The following is a 20,342-nucleotide window of genomic DNA, read 5'->3' as shown; positions in this document are numbered from 1 at the left end:
CAAAGAGCGGGTTATAAGGTCAGTCGTGCTTGCCGGCGTCGACGCGGGCCTTCATGATCTGCGAGGCGCGGAAGCTGATGACCTTGCGGGGATCGATGGCGGCGGGTTTTCCGGTCTTGGGATTGCGGCCGACCCGGGCGTTCTTGTCGCGGACCTGGAAGACGCCGAAGCCGGACAGCTTGACCATTTCACCCCGTTCCAGCGCTTCGACCACCAGGTCGAGGGTGCGTTCGACGATGGCGGCGCATTCCTGCCGGGGCAAACCCAGCTCATTGTGCACGTCTTCGAAAAGTTCGGCTCGCGTCAAGGTCTGCGATTTCATGGGTCAGCCCGATCCTGTTTTAAGATTGGCATGCGGGCGCGAAACCCTGAGTCGGATTGCGCCCCTGAAAACGAGCATGGCGCAAATTCCGCCAATCGTCAAAGGCTTATCGGCAACAGGTCACAAAAAACATCGTACGGGGGAAGGCTGTTCCCCGTATTCACCGAAACCGTTCTTAATTCAGAAGGTTAGGCCCAACTGTAACCGTTTAGAGCCGTATGGCGGCCGCGCCCCAGGTCAGGCCGCCGCCAAGCGCCTCGATCAGCACCACGTCGCCCGGCTTGATGCGGCCGTCCTCGACAGCCGTGAACCAGGCAAGCGGGATGGAGGCCGCCGACGTATTGGCGTGGAAGGCCACGGTCGAGACGACCTTGTGCTCTTCCAGGCCCAGGCGCTCGGCTACGCCGTTGAGGATGCGCTGGTTGGCCTGGTGCGGAATGAACCAGTCGATGTCGCCGATCGTCAGGTCGGCCTTTTCAACTGCCGATTCAATGGCTTGAGAAATCTTGTGCACGGCGTGCTTGAAGACCTGGTTGCCCTGCATGCGGACCTTGCCGATGCGGTTGCCCTCACCGAACGTTCCGCCGTCGACGTAAAGCAGCTCGGTCTTGGTGCCGTCGCACTGCAGGTCGAAGCCCAGTATGCCGGTGTCGCTATTGTCGCCCTGCCCTTCGACAGGCTCGAGCACCACGGCGCCGGCGCCGTCGCCGAACAGGATGCAGGTGCCGCGGTCGGTATAGTCGAGCAGTTGCGTCATGGCTTCGGCGCCGATGATCAGCGCGCATTTCGCCATGCCGCGCGCTACGAAGCCGTCGGCGACGCTTAAGGCATAGACGAAGCCCGAGCAGACGGCCTGGACGTCGAAGGCCGGTCCGGGCGCGATGCCCAGCTTGCGCTGCACGATCGACGCCGTGGCCGGAAACGGCATGTCGGGCGTGGTGGTGGCGACGATGATCAGGTCGACATCCGCCGCGGTCTTGCCCGCGCGTTCCAGCGCGATACGCGCGGCTTCGGCGGCCAGGTCCGAGGTCTTCTGGTCCTTGGCGATGACGTGACGCTGACGGATGCCCGTGCGCTCGACGATCCATTCGTCGGACGTGTCGACCATTTTCGCCAGGTCGTCATTGGTCATGACGTTTTGGGGAAGGTAACCGCCGACGCCCGTGACGGCGGATCGTAACACACGCATTAATTTGCCTTGCTGCCTGACGCGACGGCCAGGTCCTTCATATCTGTCTGAACAGCGTCCGGCGCAAGGGCTGCTTGCGATTCCGCCAGGCTGTGCGTCATCTGGGCCAGCGAAGCCGCCAGTTCCCGTTCATAGCCGCTGGCCGCCAGCGAGACACCGACCTTGATGGCGTTGGCGAAACTGCGGGCGTCGGCGCCGCCATGGCTCTTGATAACGATGCCTTTGAGGCCAAGCAAGGGCCCGCCGTTGGATTCGGCCGGATCGAGCGGGCGCAGCGTCTTTTTCAGCGCACCTTTCGACAGCCAGGCGCCGATCATCGCCGGCAGGGACGACATGAAGCCCCGCTTGAGCATGGTCTGCATGAAACGCGCGGCGCCTTCGGCGGTCTTCAGTGCGATGTTACCGGTGAAGCCGTCGGTGACCACGACGTCGGTCGTGCCTTCGCACAGGTCGGTGCCTTCGACAAAGCCGTAATAGTTGAGGCCCAATACCGTTTCCTTGAACAGGCGGTGCGCTTCCTTGACCTCGTCATGGCCCTTCACGTCCTCGGAGCCGACATTGAGCAGGCCGATCGACGGGCGGTCCTTGCCCCAGATCGCCTTATGGAAGGCCGCGCCCATCAGGGCGAATTCGATCAGCTGGCGGGCGTCGGACGTCACGTTGGCGCCGACGTCGAGCACGGTGGCGAAACCGTTGGGATTGGGCCAGGAACAACCGATGGCCGGGCGTTCCAGGTCGTCGGTCAGCATCTTCAGGATCATCTTCGACAGCGCCATCAGCGCGCCGGTATTGCCGGCCGACACGACGGCCCTCGCCTCACCCGCCTTTACGGCGTTGATGGCGTTGGCCAGGCTGGTGTTGCGCCGGCGGATGGCGCTGGCCGGCTTTTCGTCCATGGTGATGAACTGATCGGTATGATGGACGGTGGCGCGGGCTTTCAGCGCCGGATATTTTGCCAGCTCGGCCTCGATCCCGGGGCCATCGCCATGGAGCTGGAAGAAGAGGTTATCGCGCAGGGAAAGCGCGCGTGCGGCACCCGCTACCGTCACGGCCGGGCCATGGTCGCCGCCCATGGCGTCGATGGCGATGACCAGACGGTCCGGAGAGTTCGCTTGTATCGTCAAGGCCGGTCTGGCTCCAGAACTTAAGTACACTCGCCGTGACAGGCACGCCGAAAGCGGAAAATAGCGCGACTTTGGCAAGGCGCAAGTCTTATCGTTTCAGCCCGGGGCGGGTGACGTTGCGTCACTCGTCACGTTTTAGTTTGGCCAGCACGGCGAACGGCGACGGCTCGCGCTCGGGCTCGGGTTCCTCGAAGACGACGCCCGGCTTGCGGGCGAAGGGGTCGTAGGCCTCGCCCAGGGCCTCGATGATATATTGGCCGAGATCGATCTGGCCGTTCTGGACGACATCGGGTTCGTCGAGGTCGTCGAGGCCCAGTTCGTTTTCGCCGACAGCCGCGATTTCGTCGGTCACGTCGCGTGATTCGATCAGGTCGAGATCGAGGTCGGCCGAAATGGCATGGGTAAAGGGCTCAAGGCTGACGCCGCATTCCTGGGTGACCTCGCCGCGCAGCGCGATGTGAAGGTGGACCAGCGGTTTCACGCCCTTGGTGTCGCGGGTGACGATATGGGCGATGAGCGCATCGAGCGAGACCATGCCGAAGCCTTCGGCGATGATCTTCCGCCGGTCTTCGTCGGCCACCAGGTCGAGGGTCAGGCCCTGGCGGGCGGAATCGAAACGGACGCGGTGCGTCCACAGGCTTTCATCGGATTCGGTCATACTCTACTCCCGTTACGCGGCGCCGGCAGATTCGGCGTCGAGGTCCGGTATTGCACACCAGTCGAGCCGTCCGTTCAAGATGGCGTCGACATCAAGGGCCTTGCGGGCCTCATCGGCATATGTGGCGAACGGTTGGGCGGTATTCAATGGTACGGATTGCGGTGCGTCACCGCCCTGTTCGGCGTCGCCGTCGAAAGCCGAGCCGGCAAAGATCGTACGCGCGGCGTAGTCGGCACGGTCGGTGTCGGTACCCGTCGCCCACAGATCATCCCAGCGCTTCATGCGCGTATAGATGACTTCGCCGAGTTTTTTCATCTTCTTGGGCACGGTCAGGTCGCCGGTGCCCTGTTCGCGCAGGGTGTGGTCGAGGGCATCGATGAAGGTGTCGAACAGGACCTGGGCGGTCTCCTGGGCCTGGGCGCGGCGGGCGTCTCCGGCCGGCAGGGCCTTCAGCGCGTGGATGACAAGACCGACATGAAAGGTCAGCAGCTCGAAGCGCGCGCCGATAGCGTCTTCGATGCCGTAATCCTTGTAGAATATGGGTTGGCGGCTCTGTTCGACGCAAGACGAATACAGGGCGTGGCCCGTGTACCGGATGGGGCGCGGCTGGAACAGGCGCTTGAGTTTTTCAAGGGGTGACGGCATCGCATTATTGACCGGTGCGTTAGGCCTTGTTTCGGCCTTATGCTTGCCGTAAGCCCTATTTCATTGTACGTCAAACACGTTTCGCGTTTCGCACAGGATATCCATGACCACGCGCCCGCACTTCACTCCGGTTGGACTTGCCCTCTGCGGCGCCGCCCTCGCGCTTTCGCTGTCGGCCTGTGCGCCGACGCTGTCGCACCACGGCTACCTGGCGTACGAAGCCAAGCCGCAGACCGATATCAAGGTCGGCGATACCAAGGAAAGCGTGCTGGATCGCCTGGGCCAGCCGTCGCAGACCTCGGTCTACGATCCGACCGAGTGGTACTATATCGACCAGGTGTCGATGAAGATGACCTACAAGATGCCGCGCGTGACGTCGCGCAGCGTCACCGTGGTCGATTTCGACAAGGGCACGGATACGGTCAAGACCGTGCGCACGCTCAGCCTGGCCGACGGCCGCGACCTGAAGCCGAATCCGAACACGACGCCGACCCGCGGCCGTTCGCTGACGGCGCTGGAGCAGATGCTGGGTACGGTCGGCCGCCAGCGCATCGACAACAGCAAGGATCAGGATCCGGGCAACCAGCACCGCAGAGACTGACGTCGACCTACTTTCATAACAAAAAAGCCGGACCCATCTGGGCCCGGCTTTTTTATTTTGGACGTTGAGCGCCCGGTTTCGGGGTGCAGGGGACTGTGTCCCCTGCCCTTTGCTTCGCACCAACGGTCATGAAGAATGACCGTTGGTACTCGCATTTTTTCAGCTCAAACGCCGCATGGCTCCTCGCACAAGCTCGGGCGCGCAGTCGCGCTTGCCAACGGCGACGCTGTCGCCATTGGTTTAGTGGTGCGCCGCCAGAACGGCCAGCAGCAGCAGGGCCACGATGTTGGTGATCTTGATCATCGGATTGACGGCCGGCCCCGCCGTATCCTTGTAGGGATCGCCGACCGTGTCGCCCGTGACCGAAGCCTTGTGCGCGTCCGAGCCCTTAAGGTGCTTGACGCCGTCCTTGTCGACGAAGCCGTCTTCGAACGACTTCTTGGCGTTGTCCCAGGCGCCGCCGCCCGACGTCATCGAGATGGCGACGAACAGGCCGGTGACGATCACGCCCAGCAGCATGGCGCCGACCGATTCGAAGGCCGGGACCTTCCCGCCGATAAAGTAGACGATGGTGAACAGTACGATCGGCGACAGGACAGGCAGCAGCGACGGGATGATCATTTCCCGGATGGCTGCCTTGGTCAGCATGTCGACGGCGCGGCCATAGTTCGGCTTTGACGTGCCGGCCATGATGCCCTTGTCTTCGCGGAACTGCTTGCGCACCTCCTCGACGACAGCCTGGGCGGCGCGGCCGACGGCGGTCATGCCCATGCCGCCGAACAGGTAGGGCAAGAGGCCGCCGATCAGCAGACCGATGACGACCCACGGCGAGGACAACGAGAAGGTCAGGTTGCCCAGGCCTTCGAAGATGCCCGAGGTGGCCGTGGACGCGAAGTACTTCAGGTCCGAGGTATAGGCCGCGAACAGCACCAGCGCGCCGAGGCCGGCCGAACCGATGGCATAGCCCTTGGTGACGGCCTTGGTCGTGTTGCCAACGGCGTCGAGCGCGTCGGTGGTGTGGCGCACTTCGCTGGGCAGGCCCGCCATTTCGGCGATGCCGCCGGCATTGTCCGTGACCGGCCCGAAGGCGTCGAGCGCGACGATCATGCCGGCCAGGGCCAGCATGGTGGTGGTGGCGATGGCGATGCCGAACAGGCCGGCCAGCAGGTAGCAGCCGATGATGCCGGCGACGATGATCAGCGCCGGGATCGCGGTCGATTCCATCGAGACGGCCAGGCCCTGGATGACGTTGGTGCCGTGGCCGGTGACCGAAGCCTGGGCGATCGACACCACCGGACGCTTGCCGGTGCCGGTATAGTACTCGGTGACGACGACGAAGGCCGCGGTGACGGCCAGGCCGACCAGGCCGCAGTAGAACAGCGTCATACCGGTGAAGGCATGGGGCGCGCCGTCGTAGTTGATGGTCGTGTCGAAGCCGACGAAGCCATAGATGACGGCGGCCAGCGCGATGATCGACAGGACGCCGGTGGCGATCAGGCCCTTGTAGAGGGCGCCCATGATGTCCTGGCTCTTGCCGAGGCTGACGAAGAAGGTGCCGATGATCGAGGTGAAGACGCAGACGCCCCCGATGGCCAGCGGCAGCAGCATCATCGGTTGCAGCAAGGGGCTGCCGCCGAAGAAGATGGTGGCCAGCACCATGGTGGCGACCGTGGTCACCGCATAGGTTTCGAACAGGTCGGCGGCCATGCCGGCGCAATCGCCGACATTGTCGCCGACGTTGTCGGCGATGGTGGCGGGGTTGCGGGGGTCGTCTTCGGGGATGCCGGCTTCGACCTTGCCGACCATGTCGCCGCCGACGTCCGCACCCTTGGTGAAGATGCCGCCGCCGAGACGGGCGAAGATCGAGATCAGCGAGGCGCCGAAGCCGAGGGCCACCAGGGCGTTGACGACGTCGCGGCTGGCGGGATCCATGCCCAGGACCTGGGTCAGGACGGCGTAGTAGCCCGAAACGCCCAGAAGCGCGCCGCCGGCGACGAAGAGGCCGGTGACGGCGCCGGCGCCGAAGGCCAGCTTAAGCCCCTTGGCCAGGCTTTCCGAAGCGGCCTGGGCCGTGCGGACATTGGCGCGGACCGAGATCAGCATGCCGGCAAAACCGGCAGCCCCCGACAGGATGGCGCCGATGGCGAAGCCGATCGCCGACCACTGGCCGAGGAAGACGAAGGCGGCGACGAAGATGACGACGCCGACGATGCCGATCGTCGTATACTGGCGCTTGAGATAGGCGCTGGCCCCTTCCTGGATGGCGGCGGCGATTTCGCGCATCCGCTCGTTTCCGGCGTTTTCCTTCATGAGCGACATGGCCTGGACCACGCCGTACAACAACCCCACTATGCCGGCCACGATAGCCAGCATCAAAGCATAGTTCATTTGGCAACCCCTGCATTTACAGCGATGGGAAAGGTCGCTGTCGCGGCCTGCCCTGCATTTATTGTTTCGGGATCAAAAACCGGGGACCGGAAAACGTCAAATGCCGCCAGACCACTTCAAGATCGGTCCGCATACGCAAATCACGCTTGAAAAACAGGTCCTTATTTTTGACTGCTGCGAGAGTGCCAAAACTCGTAACCAAGTTCAAGGCGAGATGTGCGGCGTTCACGAACATAGTGAAGACTTACCGCAAACGCCGTGCTGCGCTGCGATTTCAAAGGTCTCAGTCTTCAATTAAAGCAGAGGCTTGCCGAATACTGCAATGCAGCGGAAAAAGCGCGGACCGTCAGTGCTTCTTGGGGCTTTGCGAGACGATTTCGACCGATTGAATGGTTCCCGGTCCGGCGATCTTGGTAAATTCGCCCACCATGACGCTCTGGAACCGCGGAATATCGAGTCGGTCGTCATGGTCGGGCTGGGCAAACGAGGTCTTGTGCGCGGCGCGGACAAGGGCATCACGGAAGTACGGTTCCATGTCGCGCAGCTTGGTTTCGTCCGCCTTGGGCGTCAGGTTGATCTTGATGCTGAGGAACAGATAGTTGGTGACCGTCATGCCGTGGAAGACAGGAATGCCGACCGAGGCCAGCTTGACCGAAGGATCGGCGGCATCGGCCTTCTTCTCTTCGGCGAAGGCAGGCACGGACATGGCCATCAGGCCGGCGAAGATCAGGGCGGACAGCTTTTTCATGCCCGGACTGTGCCTGATATTCCTTACCAACGCCTGAAATAAGAGGGCCCCGGTTTCCAGGGGCCCTTCAGATCTTACCAGTCGTTGCGGTAGCGGCGGCCGTAGTACGGGTCGCGATAGCCGTAGCTGCCGCGCGAATAGTCGTCGCGCCTGTGATAGCTGCGGTCGTAGGCATTTTCGTCGTAGCCGCGGCTCTGGTATTCGTAGTCGTCGTCATAGGCATAGTGGCGGTCGTAGCGGCAGGCATTGGTGTCCGACCCGATGGCGCCGCCGATCATGGCGCCGACCACGGCACCCGGAACGGCGCCGGCCGCGCCGCCGATGATAGCGCCGCTGACGACGCCGCCAGCGGTATTGCCCGAGCAGCGGTCGTTGTAGTGATGGCGGTCGTGGACGACGACATAGCCGTCGTCATCGTCATCGTAATCATGCGCCGAGGCGGCGACGGGCAGCAGGACAGCGCCCAGGACGGCCGCGGCGGCTACGGATTTGAGAAGGGTGGAAATACGCGCAGACATTTGAACAATCTCCTACACAAAAGACATCCCCCGGCTGGTGCCTAATGACGCGATTGTGAGGATTTTCCGTGTTTCCGGCAATTTCGTTAACGGATGGATTGGAATGCGGAACCGTAAGAACGACGCAAACTTCCACGCTTACAGAACTCAAACAAAAAACCCTCCGGGAGACCGGAGGGTTTCTTATTTTCGGATGGGTGCCCGGTTTACCGGCCGTGATACCAGTTCCCGTCGCGGTCCTGGCGCCAGCCGCGCGGCGGCTTGCCCTCGTGCCAGTCGCCGTGACGGTCGCGCCAGCCGTTGTTCTGACGGTCGCGATAGTCGTTATAGCTGTACGGCGGCGGTCCCTGATGGTGGTCGCGATCGTAATAGACGTTGGAATACATGCCCGACGACGGACGCTGCTGGTAGAAGACCGGCACATAGCCCGACGGGCCCGAGGGCGGATCGTAATAGTGGCCCTGATAGGCGTAGTACTCGCCGTTGTAGCACTTGACGCTGCTCTTGCCGATATTCTGGCCGATGGCGCCGCCAGCGACTGCGCCGATCACGGCGCCGAGGCCGCGTTCGTGCTTGGAGACCTGGCTGCCCAGCAGACCGCCGGCAACGGCGCCGATGATCAGGCCGTTGCGCTTGGCGTCCTTTTGCTTGACGTAGCAATAGCCGTCGTAGCTGCGGACGTCCTGGGCCATGGCGAGGCCCGGAAGGGTCAGGCTGGCGACGAGGCCCAAGCCCGTCAACCATTTCATTGTCGGTGTCATGTGTTCTTGCCTCTCTGTTTGACGGCCTTGTTTCGAAGGCCCGTAATATCGTTCCCGGCAGACTAGGTACGCTTTACGCAACAGCAATCGGATCACGCGTGGAGACTAGGCGCGTTTTTGTAAAAAATCAACAAACTCATTACGTTATAACGGGTGGCTGAAGCCCTTGCGCTTAACCGGAATATGCCGCCCGTCAGCCCACAGTCCGGCGCCCGCGGGCGTGTCGCCCGACGCCCCAATGCATTCGCCGATATCGTGGAAGCCAGACATGACAAGGGCCTTTGCGCCGGCGTCGTCGGCTGCGCACAGGACTTGGTAGTCGTCGCCGCCGGTCACCAGCTCTACCGGGCTCAACCCGGCGGCGATAGCGGCGCGCGCGGCCAGGGAGGTCGGCACACGGTTCAGGTCGATGCGGATCATCAACCCGTTGGCGCGCGCCATATGGTCGGCGTCGGCCAGCAGGCCGTCGGAAATGTCCATCGAGGCGCGGGCGTGGTCGCGGACGCATTTCGCCAGGTCGCAACGGATTTCCGGCAGGTGATAGGCGCCGACCAGTTCGTTGACGTCGCCAGGGTGGACGCCCTGGAGCTGACCCTGCAACGCCTTCAGGCCCAGATAAGCCTGGCCGATATAGCCGCTGACCAGGATACGGTCGCCTGGGCGCGCGCCGAGACGCGACAGCACCCTGCCCGGCTGGCCCTTGCCGAACATGGTCATCGACACGTGCAGCGGCCCGAAGGTCGAGACCGTGTCACCGCCGAACAGCTCGACATGGAACCGGTCCTGTTCGGTCTTGAGGCCGCGTACGAAGTCCTGCTTCTCGGCGAAGGTCGTGCCGCGCGGCCACGCCGTCACCAGCTGATAGCCATAGGGTGTCGCGCCCTTGGCGACGATGTCCGACAGGTTGACACGCATCAGCTTGCGCGCCACGAGATCCAGCGGATCGTGTTCGAAGAAGTGCACGCCGGCGACCAGGGCGTCGGTGGTGACGACCAGGTCGTAGTCGGCCTGCGCGGGAATGACGGCAACGTCGTCCATCAGCCCGCGCGATTCTTTGGTCAGGCCGGCCAGCGGCTTGAACAGCGCATCGAGAATGGAGAATTCATCGTGCTCGGCCATTGGCTGTCCCTCTTTGTTTGGGAGCTTATTTCGCCAAACGCGCGAAAAATCAACGGTTGTTTAAGCTGTTTCTGACGGAGCGTGTGACTCGCCCCTTCCGTCACTCGCTACGCTCGCGCCACCTTCCCCGTAAACGGGGAAGGAATTAGGTGATTAGGCTCCCTTCCTCCCCGTTTACGGCGGATCGAGCGAAGCGGAAGTATAGCTTTCGCGAGGGAGGGGCTGGGTCGGCGTCAAGCCGAGCCAGACGGAAGGGGGAAACCCTATCCCCGCGTATCCTTGGCAATCCCATCAAGCGCGCCGTTGACGAACCGCGCTTCGGTTTCGCCGTAGAAGGCGCGCGCGATCTCGACATATTCGTTGATCACGACTTCAACCGCGACGTCGGGGCGGAATTTGAGTTCCCAGGCGCCCGAACGCAGGATGGCACGGACGGTGGTATCGAGACGCTCGATGCGCCAGCCGGCCGCCAGGCGATCGGTGATCAGGCGGTCAATGGTTGCCTGTTCCTTGACGATGGCGCGTGCGCCTTCGCCGAAGAAGGCTTCATCGGCATCGGCAAGCTTTTCGCCTTCGAGATCGCCTTCGAAACGATGGTCGGAAAACTCACGGATAACGGTTTCGACGCCGGTGCCGGTCAGCTCCATCTGGTAGAGCGCCTGGACCAGGACAAGCCGCGCCACGGTGCGGGCGCGCTTTTCCTTGGAGGTCAGGCCCGACGACGGCTTGGCCGCCTCCTGGGCGTTCAGCGTCTCCATGACGGCCTTGAGGCTGGTGGGCTTTGGTGAATCAATCATTGACGGACCCTTCCAGCAGCGACTTGCGCAGGGCAATCATGCTCAGCGCCACCTTGGCGACCGTGCCGCCCTTGTCGCCTTCCGAACGGCGCGCGCGCGCCCAGGCCTGCTCTTCGTCCTCGACCGTGAGCACGCCGTAGCCGATGGCCAGGCGATCCTTGAACGACAGGTCCATCAGGCCGCGCGCCGATTCGATGCACACATAGTCGTAGTGCGTCGTCTCGCCGCGGATGACGCAGCCCAGCGCGACGTAGCCGTCATACGACCGTCCGCCGTGCTGCGAGGCGTATTCGGCCATGGAGATGGCGGCCGGCAGCTCAAAGGCGCCCGGGACGGTGACGACATCGAAATCGACGCCGTGGGCCTCGAGCGCATCCTTGGCGCCTGCCAGAAGTTCGTCGGAAATGTCGTCGTAGAAACGGCTTTCGACGATGAGGATGCGCAGCGGGGCTTCCTGGGACAAGGTGAGTCTCCTTAAGCTATAAAGGCTGGCTCAATAGCGCCTTATACAGGCGGACAAAAGACAAATCTGGCAAGAGCCTTACAGACTCTTCCAGTCAATGATTGATAAACCATAACCTTCGAGCGCAGCGGGCTTGGGCCGCGTGCTCGACAAGGCAATCATGTCGCGGACGCCGAGATCGAGCAGGATCTGGGCGCCGACGCCGTAGTCGCGCAAGCCGCGCGCCGGGCTGGCGGCGGCTTCGTCGTCGCCGAAGCGCGTCGACAGCACCTTGGGACTGGGGTCGCGCAGCAGCACCATGACCGCGGGGCCGTCGTGTTCGGCCAGCGCCGTCATCGCCTTTTCGACCAGGCCCGAACGCAGGGCTCCGCCCTCGCCCGCCAGCACGTCCGACGCGATGTCGAGCTGATGCATGCGCACCAGGGTCGGCCGGTTCGGCTGTGGCGATTGCTTGACCAGGGCCAGGTGTTCGCTGTCGTCGAGCGTGTTGCGGTAGACATGGAGACGGAAGGTGCCGCCCCATTTACTGTCGAACGGGCGGTCGAGCACGCGTTCGACGAAACGTTCGGTGCGGCGGCGATAGGCGATCAGGTCGGCGATGGTGCCGATCTTCATGCCGTGGCGCTGGGCGAAGACGACCAGGTCGGGCAGCCGCGCCATGGTGCCGTCATCATTGATGATTTCGCAGATGACGCCGGCGGGATAGAGGCCGGCCATGCGCGAGATATCGACAGCGGCTTCTGTGTGGCCGGCGCGGACCAGCACGCCGCCTTCGCGAGCCACCAGCGGAAAGACGTGGCCCGGTGAGACGATGTCGCGCGAATCCTTGGTCGGATCGATGGCGACCGCGATGGTATGGGCGCGGTCCTTGGGCGAAATACCGGTCGATATGCCGTCCCGCGCTTCGATCGACACGGTGAAGGCCGTGCCGTTGCGTGCGCCGTTGTCGTGAACCATCGGCGGCAGGCGCAGGGTCTTGGCGCGGTCGCTGGTGATCGACAGGCAGATCAGGCCGCGCGCGTGCTTGGCCATGAAGTTGATGACGTCGGGCGTGGCCATCTGGGCCGGGATGACGACGTCGCCCTCGTTCTCGCGGTCCTCGGCGTCAACCAGGATGTAGGGACGGCCGTTGCGCGCGTCTTCCAGGATGTCCTCGATCGCGGAGATCGGCGACTCGCCAAAATTATTGGGGAGAGAGTTGTCGATGGGAATTGCGCTCATGACTTAGCCTTGGATTGCCGGGCTTTTTGCTTGCCCTACCGCTTCGCTGCTTGAGGGCGCGGTCTCATACCAGCGCGCGGCATAGCGCGCGAGGCGGTCGACTTCAAGATTAACAAGACCGCCGACGGGCACCTGGGACAGGGTGGTGTGCGTCCAGGTGTGGGGGATGATGTTGACGCCGAAGGTCTGGCCCTCGACCTCGTTGATCGTCAGCGAAATGCCGTCGATGGCGATCGAACCTTTGGGGGCGATGAAGCGATGCAGCGGCGCGGGCGTCTCGAACTTCAGGCGGAAGGAGTCCCCGTCCGGCGTGACGCTCAAAAGCTTTGCGACTCCGTCGACATGACCCGACACGATATGACCGCCCAGTTCGTCGCCGATCTTCAGCGCGCGCTCGATATTGACGCGGTCGCCCTTTTGCCAGGCGCCGAGCGTGGTGACATCCAGCGTCTCGTTCGACACATCCAGGCGATAGGTATCGCCGTCCTTGGAAACGACGGTCAGGCAGACTCCGGCGTGGCAGATCGAGGCGCCGAGATCGACGTCCGAAAGGTCGAAGGCGGCGCGCATGGTCAGGTGCACGCCCGCATTCGAACGGTCGAGTTCGGCAATTGTCGCCATGCTTGAAATAATGCCGGTAAACACTTGAATTATAGCCCCTAACTCAGTTCGTAGCTTTCCCATAGATCGTCGCCCACGGCCTGGACGGCCAGGCGCGTGAAGCGGAACATCTGCGACAGGTCCTCGATATTGAGATGGCCGATGACCGGACGCGCGTCCCCGCCCAAGATGGTAGGCGCGCGGAACCATTCAAGGCGGTCGACATAGCCGGCGCGCAGGAAGGCGGTTGCGATAACCCCGCCGCCTTCGACGAATAGCGAATCTATGCCGGCCGTGGCCAGCGCGTCGAGCGCGGCGTCGAGATCGACACGCTGATGCTTGGACGGCACCTTGATCTGCCGAACCTGTGCCGCCAGCATTTCCTGCGGCAGGTCGGTGGTGGTCACGACCCAGGTCGGGATGACGCGTGCCGTCTGCACCAGTTTCGACGACAACGGCAGGCGGGCGCGCGAATCGAGCACGATGCGGCGCGGTTGGCCGCCCTCGTAATCCGGCAGGCGCACGGTCAACTCGGGATCGTCCTTCAGCGCGGTTTCGATGCCGACCAGGACCGCGTCGTGCATGCCGCGGAGTTCGTGGACGACGCGGCGCGACTCCTCGCACGTGATCCAGCGGCTGACGCCGCCGGCCGTGGCGATGCGGCCGTCGAGCGTGGTGGCCAGTTTCAGGGTGATGGACGGGCGGGCCACCTTCAGGTGTCTTCGTTGTCGCTCAGGCCTTCGTCGCCGAGGAACTTGGCGAAGTCGGAGGTTTCGCGGAAGTCGCGATAGACCGAGGCGTAGCGCACATAGGCCACGACATCGAGGCTGCGCAAGGCCTTCATGACCAGTTCGCCGACGACCTCTGACTGGATGTCGGTCTCGCCCATGCTTTCCAGTTCGCGCACGATGCCGGAGACCATGCGGTCGACCTGTTCCTGGTCGACGGGGCGCTTGCGCGTGGCAATGGCGATCGAGCGTTCGAGCTTCGTACGATCGAACGGCGTACGGCGGCCCGAGCGCTTGACGATCATCAGTTCACGCAGTTGCACGCGCTCGAACGTCGTGAAACGGCCGTTGCATTCCTGGCACGACCGCCGGCGCCGGATGGCGGCGCCATCTTCGCTGGGACGGGAGTCTTTGACCTGGGTTTCGAGGTTTCCGCAGAACGGGCAGCGCATCTTTGTCCTTGGCCCGGACATCTTGTGGTCGAAGGCTTGCGAGACACCATATCCGGGGCGGCATACCTAGCAACAGTTTGGCGCAAGGACAAGCAAAACCCCCGCTCTCCGGGAGGAGAACGAAGGTTTGCAAGAGATTGTGATGGCCAAGGAGAAGATGAAGCTTTCGCCCTCCCCATTTATGGGGAGGGGGGACCGCCGAAGGCGGTGGGCGGGGCTCTTGCTGCAGAAGCGACGAGCGCTAACTTACAGTGCCGATCTCAATCGGCTGTTTTTATTGCCTTATTTGGAAAGGTTGGAGACGGGCGCCAAGAAAGAGCCCCGCCCACCACGCTTCGCGTGGTCCCCCCTCCCCATAAATGGGGAGGGCGAGCCTTCGATTTTACCCATAAATCGGGAAGCGCGCGGTCAGTTCGCGCACTTGTTGGCGGACCTTTTCCTGAACTTCAAGATCCGGCTCGCCGCTGTTCGAAGCCATGCCGTCGACCACATCCGCGATCAGGTTGCCGATGATGCGGAATTCAGCCTCGGTGAAGCCGCGCGTCGTGCCGGCCGGCGTGCCGAGACGCACGCCCGACGTGATGGTGAAGGGCTGCGGGTCGAACGGGATGCCGTTCTTGTTGCAGGTGATGAAGGCGGCTTCCAGGGCAGCCTCGGTCGCCTTGCCGGTCTGGCCCTTGGAGCGCAGGTCGACCGACATGACGTGGCTGTCGGTGCCGCCGGTGACGATGGCCAGGCCGCGTTCGATCAGCGTATCGGCCAGCGCTTGCGCGTTCAGGACGACCTGCTTGCCATAGGCCTTGAACGACGGTTGCAGCGCTTCACCGAAGGCGACGGCCTTGGCGGCGATGACGTGCATCAGCGGTCCGCCCTGCAGGCCCGGGAAGACGGCCGAGTTGATCTTCTTGCCCAGATCGACGTCGTTCGACAGGATCATGCCGCCGCGCGGGCCGCGCAGCGTCTTGTGCGTCGTCGTGGTGACGACGTGAGCGTGCGGCAGCGGGTCGGGATAGACGCCCGCCGCGACCAGGCCGGCATAGTGGGCCATGTCGACGAACAGGTAGGCGCCGACGCTGTCGGCGATTTCACGGAAGCGCTTGAAATCGATGTGGCGCGGATAGTTGGAGGCGCCGGCGATGATCAGCTTGGGCTTGTTCTGCTCGGCCAGCTTGGCGACCTGGTCGTAGTCGATCAGGTTGTCGCCTTCGGTGACACCGTACGGCACGACCTTGAACCACTTGCCCGACTGGTTGGCGGGCGAGCCGTGCGTCAGGTGACCGCCGCAGGCGAGGTCCATGCCCATATAGGTGTCGCCGGGTTGCAGCAACGAGAAGAAGACCGCCTGGTTGGCCTGGGCGCCCGAGTGCGGCTGGACGTTGGCGAAGGCGCAGTTGAACAGTTGCTTGGCGCGCTCGATGGCCAGCTTCTCGGCCTCGTCGACATATTCGCAACCGCCATAGTAGCGGCGGCCGGGGTAACCTTCGGCGTACTTGTTGGTCAGGACCGAGCCTTGCGCTTCCAGCACGGCCTTCGACACGATGTTTTCCGAAGCGATCAGCTCGATCTGCTCCTGCTGGCGGTGCAGTTCGCCGGTGATGGCCTTCAGCACCTCGGTGTCGGCGGTGGCGAGATCGTTGTTGAAGAAGCCTTCGGGACGGAAGGAAGAAGCGTTCGCGGGTGCGTTCACGTCTGGCGGTCCTTGTACAGTGGGAGGGGACGAAGAATGCCGCAGGCTTTACGCCCCTTCCCCTTTTTGCGCAAGGTTAAGCCCGGTCAAATATGAACGAGGCCCTGTACTGCCTGGAACGCGCTGGTGTTTTCAAACGTCATGTAGGCCGCGAAGGCCGCGGTGATCAGGTCGACCGCGATGATCAGGCTCAGCGCCGTCGCGAAGCTGGTCCGCTTCTTCACCATCGCCTTGTGCAACGGGCTGTTTTCCCAGCCGGCGCCCTCGTCGGCATAACGGCGCTCGACCTCGCGGATATAGTCGGTGCGCCACAGCATCGACTTGTTCAGCCGCACCACATAGATGGTGAAGGAGATCGAGATGAAGAGCGGGATGAAGAACAGCAGCACATAGACGCCATCCGAAAAGTTCCGGTAGTTGCTCAGCGTCCACGACATCGATGCCGCCACCGCGATCAGCATGAAGCGGAACGAATCGTCGATCTGCTTCATCTTAAGCAAGATCTCGGCCTTCAGCGAATTGTACTCGGCGATATGGAAGTTTTCCGACATGTCCCCTGCCCGGCTTTTGGGCGAGCATAACCAAGAACCGCGACGGACAGAAGAGCGTATCGCCTAAACGGAGATACCCGGTTTCCTCGGCGGATCGCCGGGCTTTTTGCCTTCGAGTTTCAGGCGCAGCTTTTGCACGGCCAGGCGCTTGACGCTGGCGGGGTCGTTATACGGCCCGATGGCGACGGCTTCTTCGCCTGTGTCGGCGTCGACAGCGGTGCATTTCAGGAAGTTGCCGTTGCGCTGGAGTTCGAGAAAGATTTCGGACATGGCCGGATTTTGCCAAATTCGCTTCGAAATGCAATGCGGAGCGTGAGGCCTCGCCCCTTCCGTCTGCCTCGGCTTGACGCCGATCCAGCCACTTTCCCCGCTTCGCAGGGAAGGAAAAAGGAATGAATTATGTTGCTTACTTCCTTCCCCGTTTACGGGGAAGGTGGCCGCGAAGCGGACGGAAGGGGGGAGACGTCTGCTCTACCGGTTTGAAATCGAAAAGGCGTAGCCGCCGGGATCGACGCCGTCGCAGAAGGAAATCTCGCCTTCCCAAAGCGGCCCCATCGCAATGCCTTTGGCGATCAGATCGGCGCGCATGGCGCGGACGTCGTCACATTTAAAGGCGATCTTGGGCGAATACGCATTGGGCGTGCCTTTTTGCCCGCCGTGGATGGCGATGATGCCCTGTCCGGCTTGCAATTCCTTCCAGCCGGGCTCGTCAGTGATCAGCACACAGCCCATCACGTCGCGGTAGAACGCGACCATCTCGTCGACGGCATCGGTGAAATAGATGATGCGCGCCAGGTCCATATGGCGCGCCGTCCTTACGCCACGCCCGGCAGGCGCGCGACGTTACAGTGCGTCCACAGCTTGTCCATGGCCTCGACCAGGTGGTCCATCATCTCGTCCGTGTGGTCGGGCGACGGCGTGAAGCGCAGGCGCTCGGTGCCCTTGGGCACGGTCGGATAGTTGATCGGCTGGACGTAGACGCCGTAGTCGTTGAGCAGGATGTCCGAGATCATCTTGCAGTGTTTCGCATTGCCGACCAGCACGGGCACGATGTGCGACACCGACGGCAGGACGGGAATGCCTACCGCCTTGAAACGGGCCATCAGGGTCTTGGCGCGTTCCTGGTGCTTGTCGCGCTTTTCATTGTGGTCCTTCAACCAGCGGACGGACGCCGCAGCGCCGGCCATCACCGCCGGCGGCAGCGAGGTCGTGAAAATGAAGCCCGACGCCCACAGGCGCACGGCGTCGATGATGTTGGCATTGCCGGCGATATAGCCGCCCATCATGCCGAACGCCTTGCCCAGCGTGCCTTCGACGATGTCGATGTCACCCATGATGCCGTCGCGTTCGGCGACACCGGCGCCGCGCGCGCCGTACATGCCGACGGCGTGGACTTCGTCGATATAGGTCAGGGCATTGTATTTCTTCGCCAGGGCGACCGTGGCGCGGATATCGGCGATGTCGCCGTCCATCGAATAGACCGACTCAAACGCGATCAGCTTCGGCGCATTGGCCGGCGCTGCGCGCAGCAGCGATTCGAGGTGGTCGAGGTCGTTGTGACGATAGACGTGGCGATCGCCGCGGCCGTTGCGGATGCCGGCGATCATTGAGGCGTGGTTCAGCTCGTCCGAAAAGATGATCAGGCCGGGCAGGATCTTGTAGAGCGTGGTCAGGGTCGCTTCGTTGGCGACGTAGCCCGAGGTGAAGACCAGCGCCGCTTCCTTGCCGTGCAGGTCGGCCAGTTCGGCCTCAAGTGCATTGTGGTACCAGGTCGTGCCCGAGATATTGCGCGTGCCGCCCGAGCCGGAACCGACAGCGTCGATGGCTTCGTGCATGGCGTCGAGCACAACCGGATTCTGGCCCTGGCCGAGATAGTCGTTCGAGCACCAGACGGTGACGTCCTGTTCCGAGCCGTCGTCCTTGATCCAGGTGGCGCACGGGAACTGGCCGCGATGGCGCTTGAGATTGGCGAAGACCCGATACCGGCCCTCTTCGCGGACTTGGGAGATGGCGGCCTCGAACGCGGCGTTGTAGTCCATGGTAGCTCTTATAACTCCGGCCGATCTTTCGGCATGGTGGGCAAATACTCCGGTATCGCGTACGACACAACCCGGATGCGGCCCCGCACCTGCCCAATTTGTGCTATCTGAGGCTTAATTTCCAGTGTCTTTTGCATATTCGGTCCGCGCCATTTGACGCACCCCGAAATGCGAGCGTCGTGATACTGCTTTGGACCGAACCAGAAGGCTTTGCGCCAGATCAAATTCGAAAGGGAATTCATGTCAAAGCCTCTGTGGGTCGGCCTGTTCCGCGGCATCAATGTCGGTGGTAACAACAAGCTGCCGATGAAGGAACTGGCCGCGCTCCTCACAGCCGAAGGTTTGGAGGACGTCCGCACCTATATCGCCAGCGGCAATATCCTGTTCCGCTCGGCGCTTGGGATTGAGGCGCTCGACAAAAAAATCGGCGATGCGGTCGAAGGAAAGTTCGGCTTCCGGCCATCGCTGTTCCTGGTGACATACGACCACCTTGAAAAGCTGCTGGCAACGAATCCCTACCGCGACCGGGAGGCGCAGGGCAAAGGCCAGCACATCTTTTTCATCAAGGGACCTGTGAAACTGGCCGACCTCGACGGACTGGCGGCGCTGAAGGACAATGGCGAGGATTTCACCCTGACCGACGAAGCGTTTTTCCTTTATGCCCCCGAAGGCGTCGGGCGCTCCAAGCTGGTCGAGAAGATGGGAAAATACCTCAAGGCCGATATGACGGCGCGCAATCTCAACACGGTCGAGACGCTGAGGGATATGGCGAAGGAAGGCTAGCGATTGCATCGCCGCACCGGCCATGAGATAGGTTGATCGTCATTCTGGAGGGGGAAATCCATGCGTATCAACTTGGTAGTGATTTCGGGCGCTCTTGCGTGGGGGATGTTGGCCGGTGTTCCGGCGCGCGCTCAGGAGTCTGCACCCGCCGTGGCACCGGCCCCGGATATTACGGCGCGGATCGCGGCCGCCCAGGCTGCCGAAGACGCCCTTCGTTTCGACCAGTCGATTCCCCTATGGGTGCAACTGGCGGAACAAGGCGTGCCGGATGCCCAAGTACATCTTGGCAACATGTACCACCAGGGCAGTTCCGGCGTTTGCCGAGATGATGCCAGAGCCGTGGAGTGGCTGACCCGAGCTGCGGACCAGGGTTCCATAGACGCCTATCGCAGCCTCGGCGAGGTTTACGACTCTTACAACAGTCCCCGGCACGATCCCGACAAGGCTGTGGCATGGTACCAGAAAGCAGCCGAGTTGGACGACGCCGCGTCGCAGGTAATCCTGTCCCAGAAATATTGGAATGGAGAGGGCGTCCCACGGGACCACGTCAAGGCGATCTACTGGCTTGAAAAAGCGGCGGCGCATCCGCGGCCCGTCTCTATCTTTCTGGCCTACGACTTGGGCAATATCTACAGTGACGGAAAAGATGTTCCTCCAAACGAAGAGAAGGCGATCTACTGGTACCTGAAGGCAGCGAACGGCGGCCTTACCAACGCCCAGTTCAAGGTCGCCGAATATTACGAAAAGCAGCAGGGTTTCACCGAGGCCTACTACTGGTACAGTCTGGTCAAGGCCCCGGCTGCCGTTCGCAACCGGATGGCGGCCAAGTTGACGCCCGCCCAGCTTGCCGAGGTGAAGAAACGGGTCGCTGACACGAAGTTCCCCAAAGCAGACGTGCTTCCGCCTCCGGCAACGCCGCTGACCACGGGATGCCCGAGGTAGATTTAG

Annotated in this window: 24 protein-coding genes; 3 read left to right on the top strand and 21 right to left on the bottom strand. The window is 62.6% G+C overall.

The window, feature by feature from the left end:
- Window positions 1-19: 19 nt before the first annotated feature.
- From AB8717_RS11495 to AB8717_RS11475, 5 genes are all read right to left on the bottom strand, one after another.
- Complete coding sequence (locus AB8717_RS11495) at window positions 20-322, bottom strand: integration host factor subunit alpha (protein ID WP_443747475.1); 303 nt, start codon at window positions 320-322, stop codon at window positions 20-22.
- A gap of 208 nt (window positions 323-530) precedes the next feature.
- Complete coding sequence (locus AB8717_RS11490) at window positions 531-1,511, bottom strand: beta-ketoacyl-ACP synthase III (RefSeq protein ID WP_443747474.1); 981 nt, start codon at window positions 1,509-1,511, stop codon at window positions 531-533.
- Window positions 1,511-2,584 carry a phosphate acyltransferase PlsX gene (plsX, locus tag AB8717_RS11485; RefSeq protein WP_443750878.1) on the bottom strand — a complete coding sequence of 358 codons (1,074 nt, stop codon included), beginning with the start codon at window positions 2,582-2,584 and terminating at the stop codon, window positions 1,511-1,513. Before plsX ends, AB8717_RS11490 begins: the two co-directional genes overlap by 1 nt.
- Window positions 2,585-2,756: 172 nt before the next feature.
- Window positions 2,757-3,293, bottom strand: a complete 537-nt coding sequence (locus AB8717_RS11480; RefSeq protein ID WP_443747473.1) for a YceD family protein — start codon at window positions 3,291-3,293, stop codon at window positions 2,757-2,759.
- Window positions 3,294-3,305: 12 nt separating this feature from the next.
- A complete protein-coding gene (locus AB8717_RS11475; protein WP_443747472.1) occupies window positions 3,306-3,938 on the bottom strand; it encodes a ubiquinol-cytochrome C chaperone family protein in 633 nt (210 codons plus the stop codon).
- A 103-nt stretch (window positions 3,939-4,041) separates the two neighbouring features.
- Between AB8717_RS11475 and bamE the strand changes: the two genes are divergently transcribed.
- Entirely contained in the window at window positions 4,042-4,539 is a 498-nt protein-coding gene (gene bamE, locus AB8717_RS11470) for an outer membrane protein assembly factor BamE domain-containing protein (protein ID WP_443747471.1), read from the top strand.
- A 240-nt stretch (window positions 4,540-4,779) separates the two neighbouring features.
- On the opposite strand, the gene AB8717_RS11465 is transcribed toward bamE, so the two are convergent.
- From AB8717_RS11465 to hemA, 16 genes are all read right to left on the bottom strand, one after another.
- A complete protein-coding gene (locus AB8717_RS11465) occupies window positions 4,780-6,927 on the bottom strand; it encodes a sodium-translocating pyrophosphatase (protein WP_443747470.1) in 2,148 nt (715 codons plus the stop codon).
- 346 nt (window positions 6,928-7,273) lie between these two features.
- The gene (locus AB8717_RS11460) at window positions 7,274-7,675 is read right to left on the bottom strand and encodes a hypothetical protein (protein WP_443747469.1); all 402 of its coding nucleotides are present in this window, start codon (window positions 7,673-7,675) and stop codon (window positions 7,274-7,276) included.
- A gap of 74 nt (window positions 7,676-7,749) precedes the next feature.
- Window positions 7,750-8,193: a hypothetical protein gene (locus tag AB8717_RS11455; protein ID WP_443747468.1), complete on the bottom strand. Its 444-nt coding sequence runs from the start codon at window positions 8,191-8,193 to the stop codon at window positions 7,750-7,752.
- 206 nt (window positions 8,194-8,399) lie between these two features.
- Window positions 8,400-8,954 carry a glycine zipper 2TM domain-containing protein gene (locus AB8717_RS11450; protein WP_443747467.1) on the bottom strand — a complete coding sequence of 185 codons (555 nt, stop codon included), beginning with the start codon at window positions 8,952-8,954 and terminating at the stop codon, window positions 8,400-8,402.
- Window positions 8,955-9,098: 144 nt separating this feature from the next.
- Window positions 9,099-10,073: a thiamine-phosphate kinase gene (gene thiL / locus AB8717_RS11445; protein WP_443747466.1), complete on the bottom strand. Its 975-nt coding sequence runs from the start codon at window positions 10,071-10,073 to the stop codon at window positions 9,099-9,101.
- 263 nt (window positions 10,074-10,336) lie between these two features.
- Complete coding sequence (gene nusB, locus AB8717_RS11440; RefSeq protein WP_443747465.1) at window positions 10,337-10,870, bottom strand: transcription antitermination factor NusB; 534 nt, start codon at window positions 10,868-10,870, stop codon at window positions 10,337-10,339.
- Window positions 10,863-11,333 carry a 6,7-dimethyl-8-ribityllumazine synthase gene (locus AB8717_RS11435; RefSeq protein WP_443747464.1) on the bottom strand — a complete coding sequence of 157 codons (471 nt, stop codon included), beginning with the start codon at window positions 11,331-11,333 and terminating at the stop codon, window positions 10,863-10,865. Before AB8717_RS11435 ends, nusB begins: the two co-directional genes overlap by 8 nt.
- A gap of 78 nt (window positions 11,334-11,411) precedes the next feature.
- The gene (ribB, locus tag AB8717_RS11430) at window positions 11,412-12,554 is read right to left on the bottom strand and encodes a 3,4-dihydroxy-2-butanone-4-phosphate synthase (protein ID WP_443747463.1); all 1,143 of its coding nucleotides are present in this window, start codon (window positions 12,552-12,554) and stop codon (window positions 11,412-11,414) included.
- A gap of 3 nt (window positions 12,555-12,557) precedes the next feature.
- Entirely contained in the window at window positions 12,558-13,175 is a 618-nt protein-coding gene (locus AB8717_RS11425) for a riboflavin synthase (RefSeq protein WP_443747462.1), read from the bottom strand.
- A gap of 38 nt (window positions 13,176-13,213) precedes the next feature.
- Entirely contained in the window at window positions 13,214-13,864 is a 651-nt protein-coding gene (locus AB8717_RS11420; protein ID WP_443747461.1) for a RibD family protein, read from the bottom strand.
- A gap of 2 nt (window positions 13,865-13,866) precedes the next feature.
- A complete protein-coding gene (gene nrdR, locus AB8717_RS11415; RefSeq protein WP_443747460.1) occupies window positions 13,867-14,334 on the bottom strand; it encodes a transcriptional regulator NrdR in 468 nt (155 codons plus the stop codon).
- A 382-nt stretch (window positions 14,335-14,716) separates the two neighbouring features.
- Window positions 14,717-16,021 (bottom strand): serine hydroxymethyltransferase, encoded by a 1,305-nt coding sequence (glyA, locus tag AB8717_RS11410; protein WP_443747459.1) that lies wholly within the window; start codon window positions 16,019-16,021, stop codon window positions 14,717-14,719.
- Between the two features lie 86 nt (window positions 16,022-16,107).
- Complete coding sequence (locus AB8717_RS11405; RefSeq protein ID WP_443747458.1) at window positions 16,108-16,572, bottom strand: hypothetical protein; 465 nt, start codon at window positions 16,570-16,572, stop codon at window positions 16,108-16,110.
- A 63-nt stretch (window positions 16,573-16,635) separates the two neighbouring features.
- Window positions 16,636-16,842: a DUF6898 family protein gene (locus tag AB8717_RS11400; protein ID WP_443747457.1), complete on the bottom strand. Its 207-nt coding sequence runs from the start codon at window positions 16,840-16,842 to the stop codon at window positions 16,636-16,638.
- A gap of 201 nt (window positions 16,843-17,043) precedes the next feature.
- On the bottom strand, window positions 17,044-17,373 hold the full coding sequence (locus AB8717_RS11395; RefSeq protein WP_443747456.1) for a VOC family protein: 330 nt from the start codon (window positions 17,371-17,373) through the stop codon (window positions 17,044-17,046).
- Window positions 17,374-17,387: 14 nt separating this feature from the next.
- Window positions 17,388-18,611, bottom strand: a complete 1,224-nt coding sequence (gene hemA, locus AB8717_RS11390; protein ID WP_443747455.1) for a 5-aminolevulinate synthase — start codon at window positions 18,609-18,611, stop codon at window positions 17,388-17,390.
- Window positions 18,612-18,851: 240 nt separating this feature from the next.
- Between hemA and AB8717_RS11385 the strand changes: the two genes are divergently transcribed.
- Complete coding sequence (locus AB8717_RS11385; protein ID WP_443747454.1) at window positions 18,852-19,394, top strand: DUF1697 domain-containing protein; 543 nt, start codon at window positions 18,852-18,854, stop codon at window positions 19,392-19,394.
- Between the two features lie 60 nt (window positions 19,395-19,454).
- Window positions 19,455-20,336, top strand: coding sequence for a tetratricopeptide repeat protein (locus AB8717_RS11380; RefSeq protein ID WP_443747453.1), 882 nt, complete (start codon window positions 19,455-19,457; stop codon window positions 20,334-20,336).
- Window positions 20,337-20,342: the final 6 nt, after the last annotated feature.

The organism is Asticcacaulis solisilvae, from assembly GCF_052327315.1.
In the GTDB taxonomy this organism is placed as follows: domain Bacteria; phylum Pseudomonadota; class Alphaproteobacteria; order Caulobacterales; family Caulobacteraceae; genus Asticcacaulis; species Asticcacaulis solisilvae_B.
This window is presented reverse-complemented; position numbering and strand designations above follow the sequence as displayed.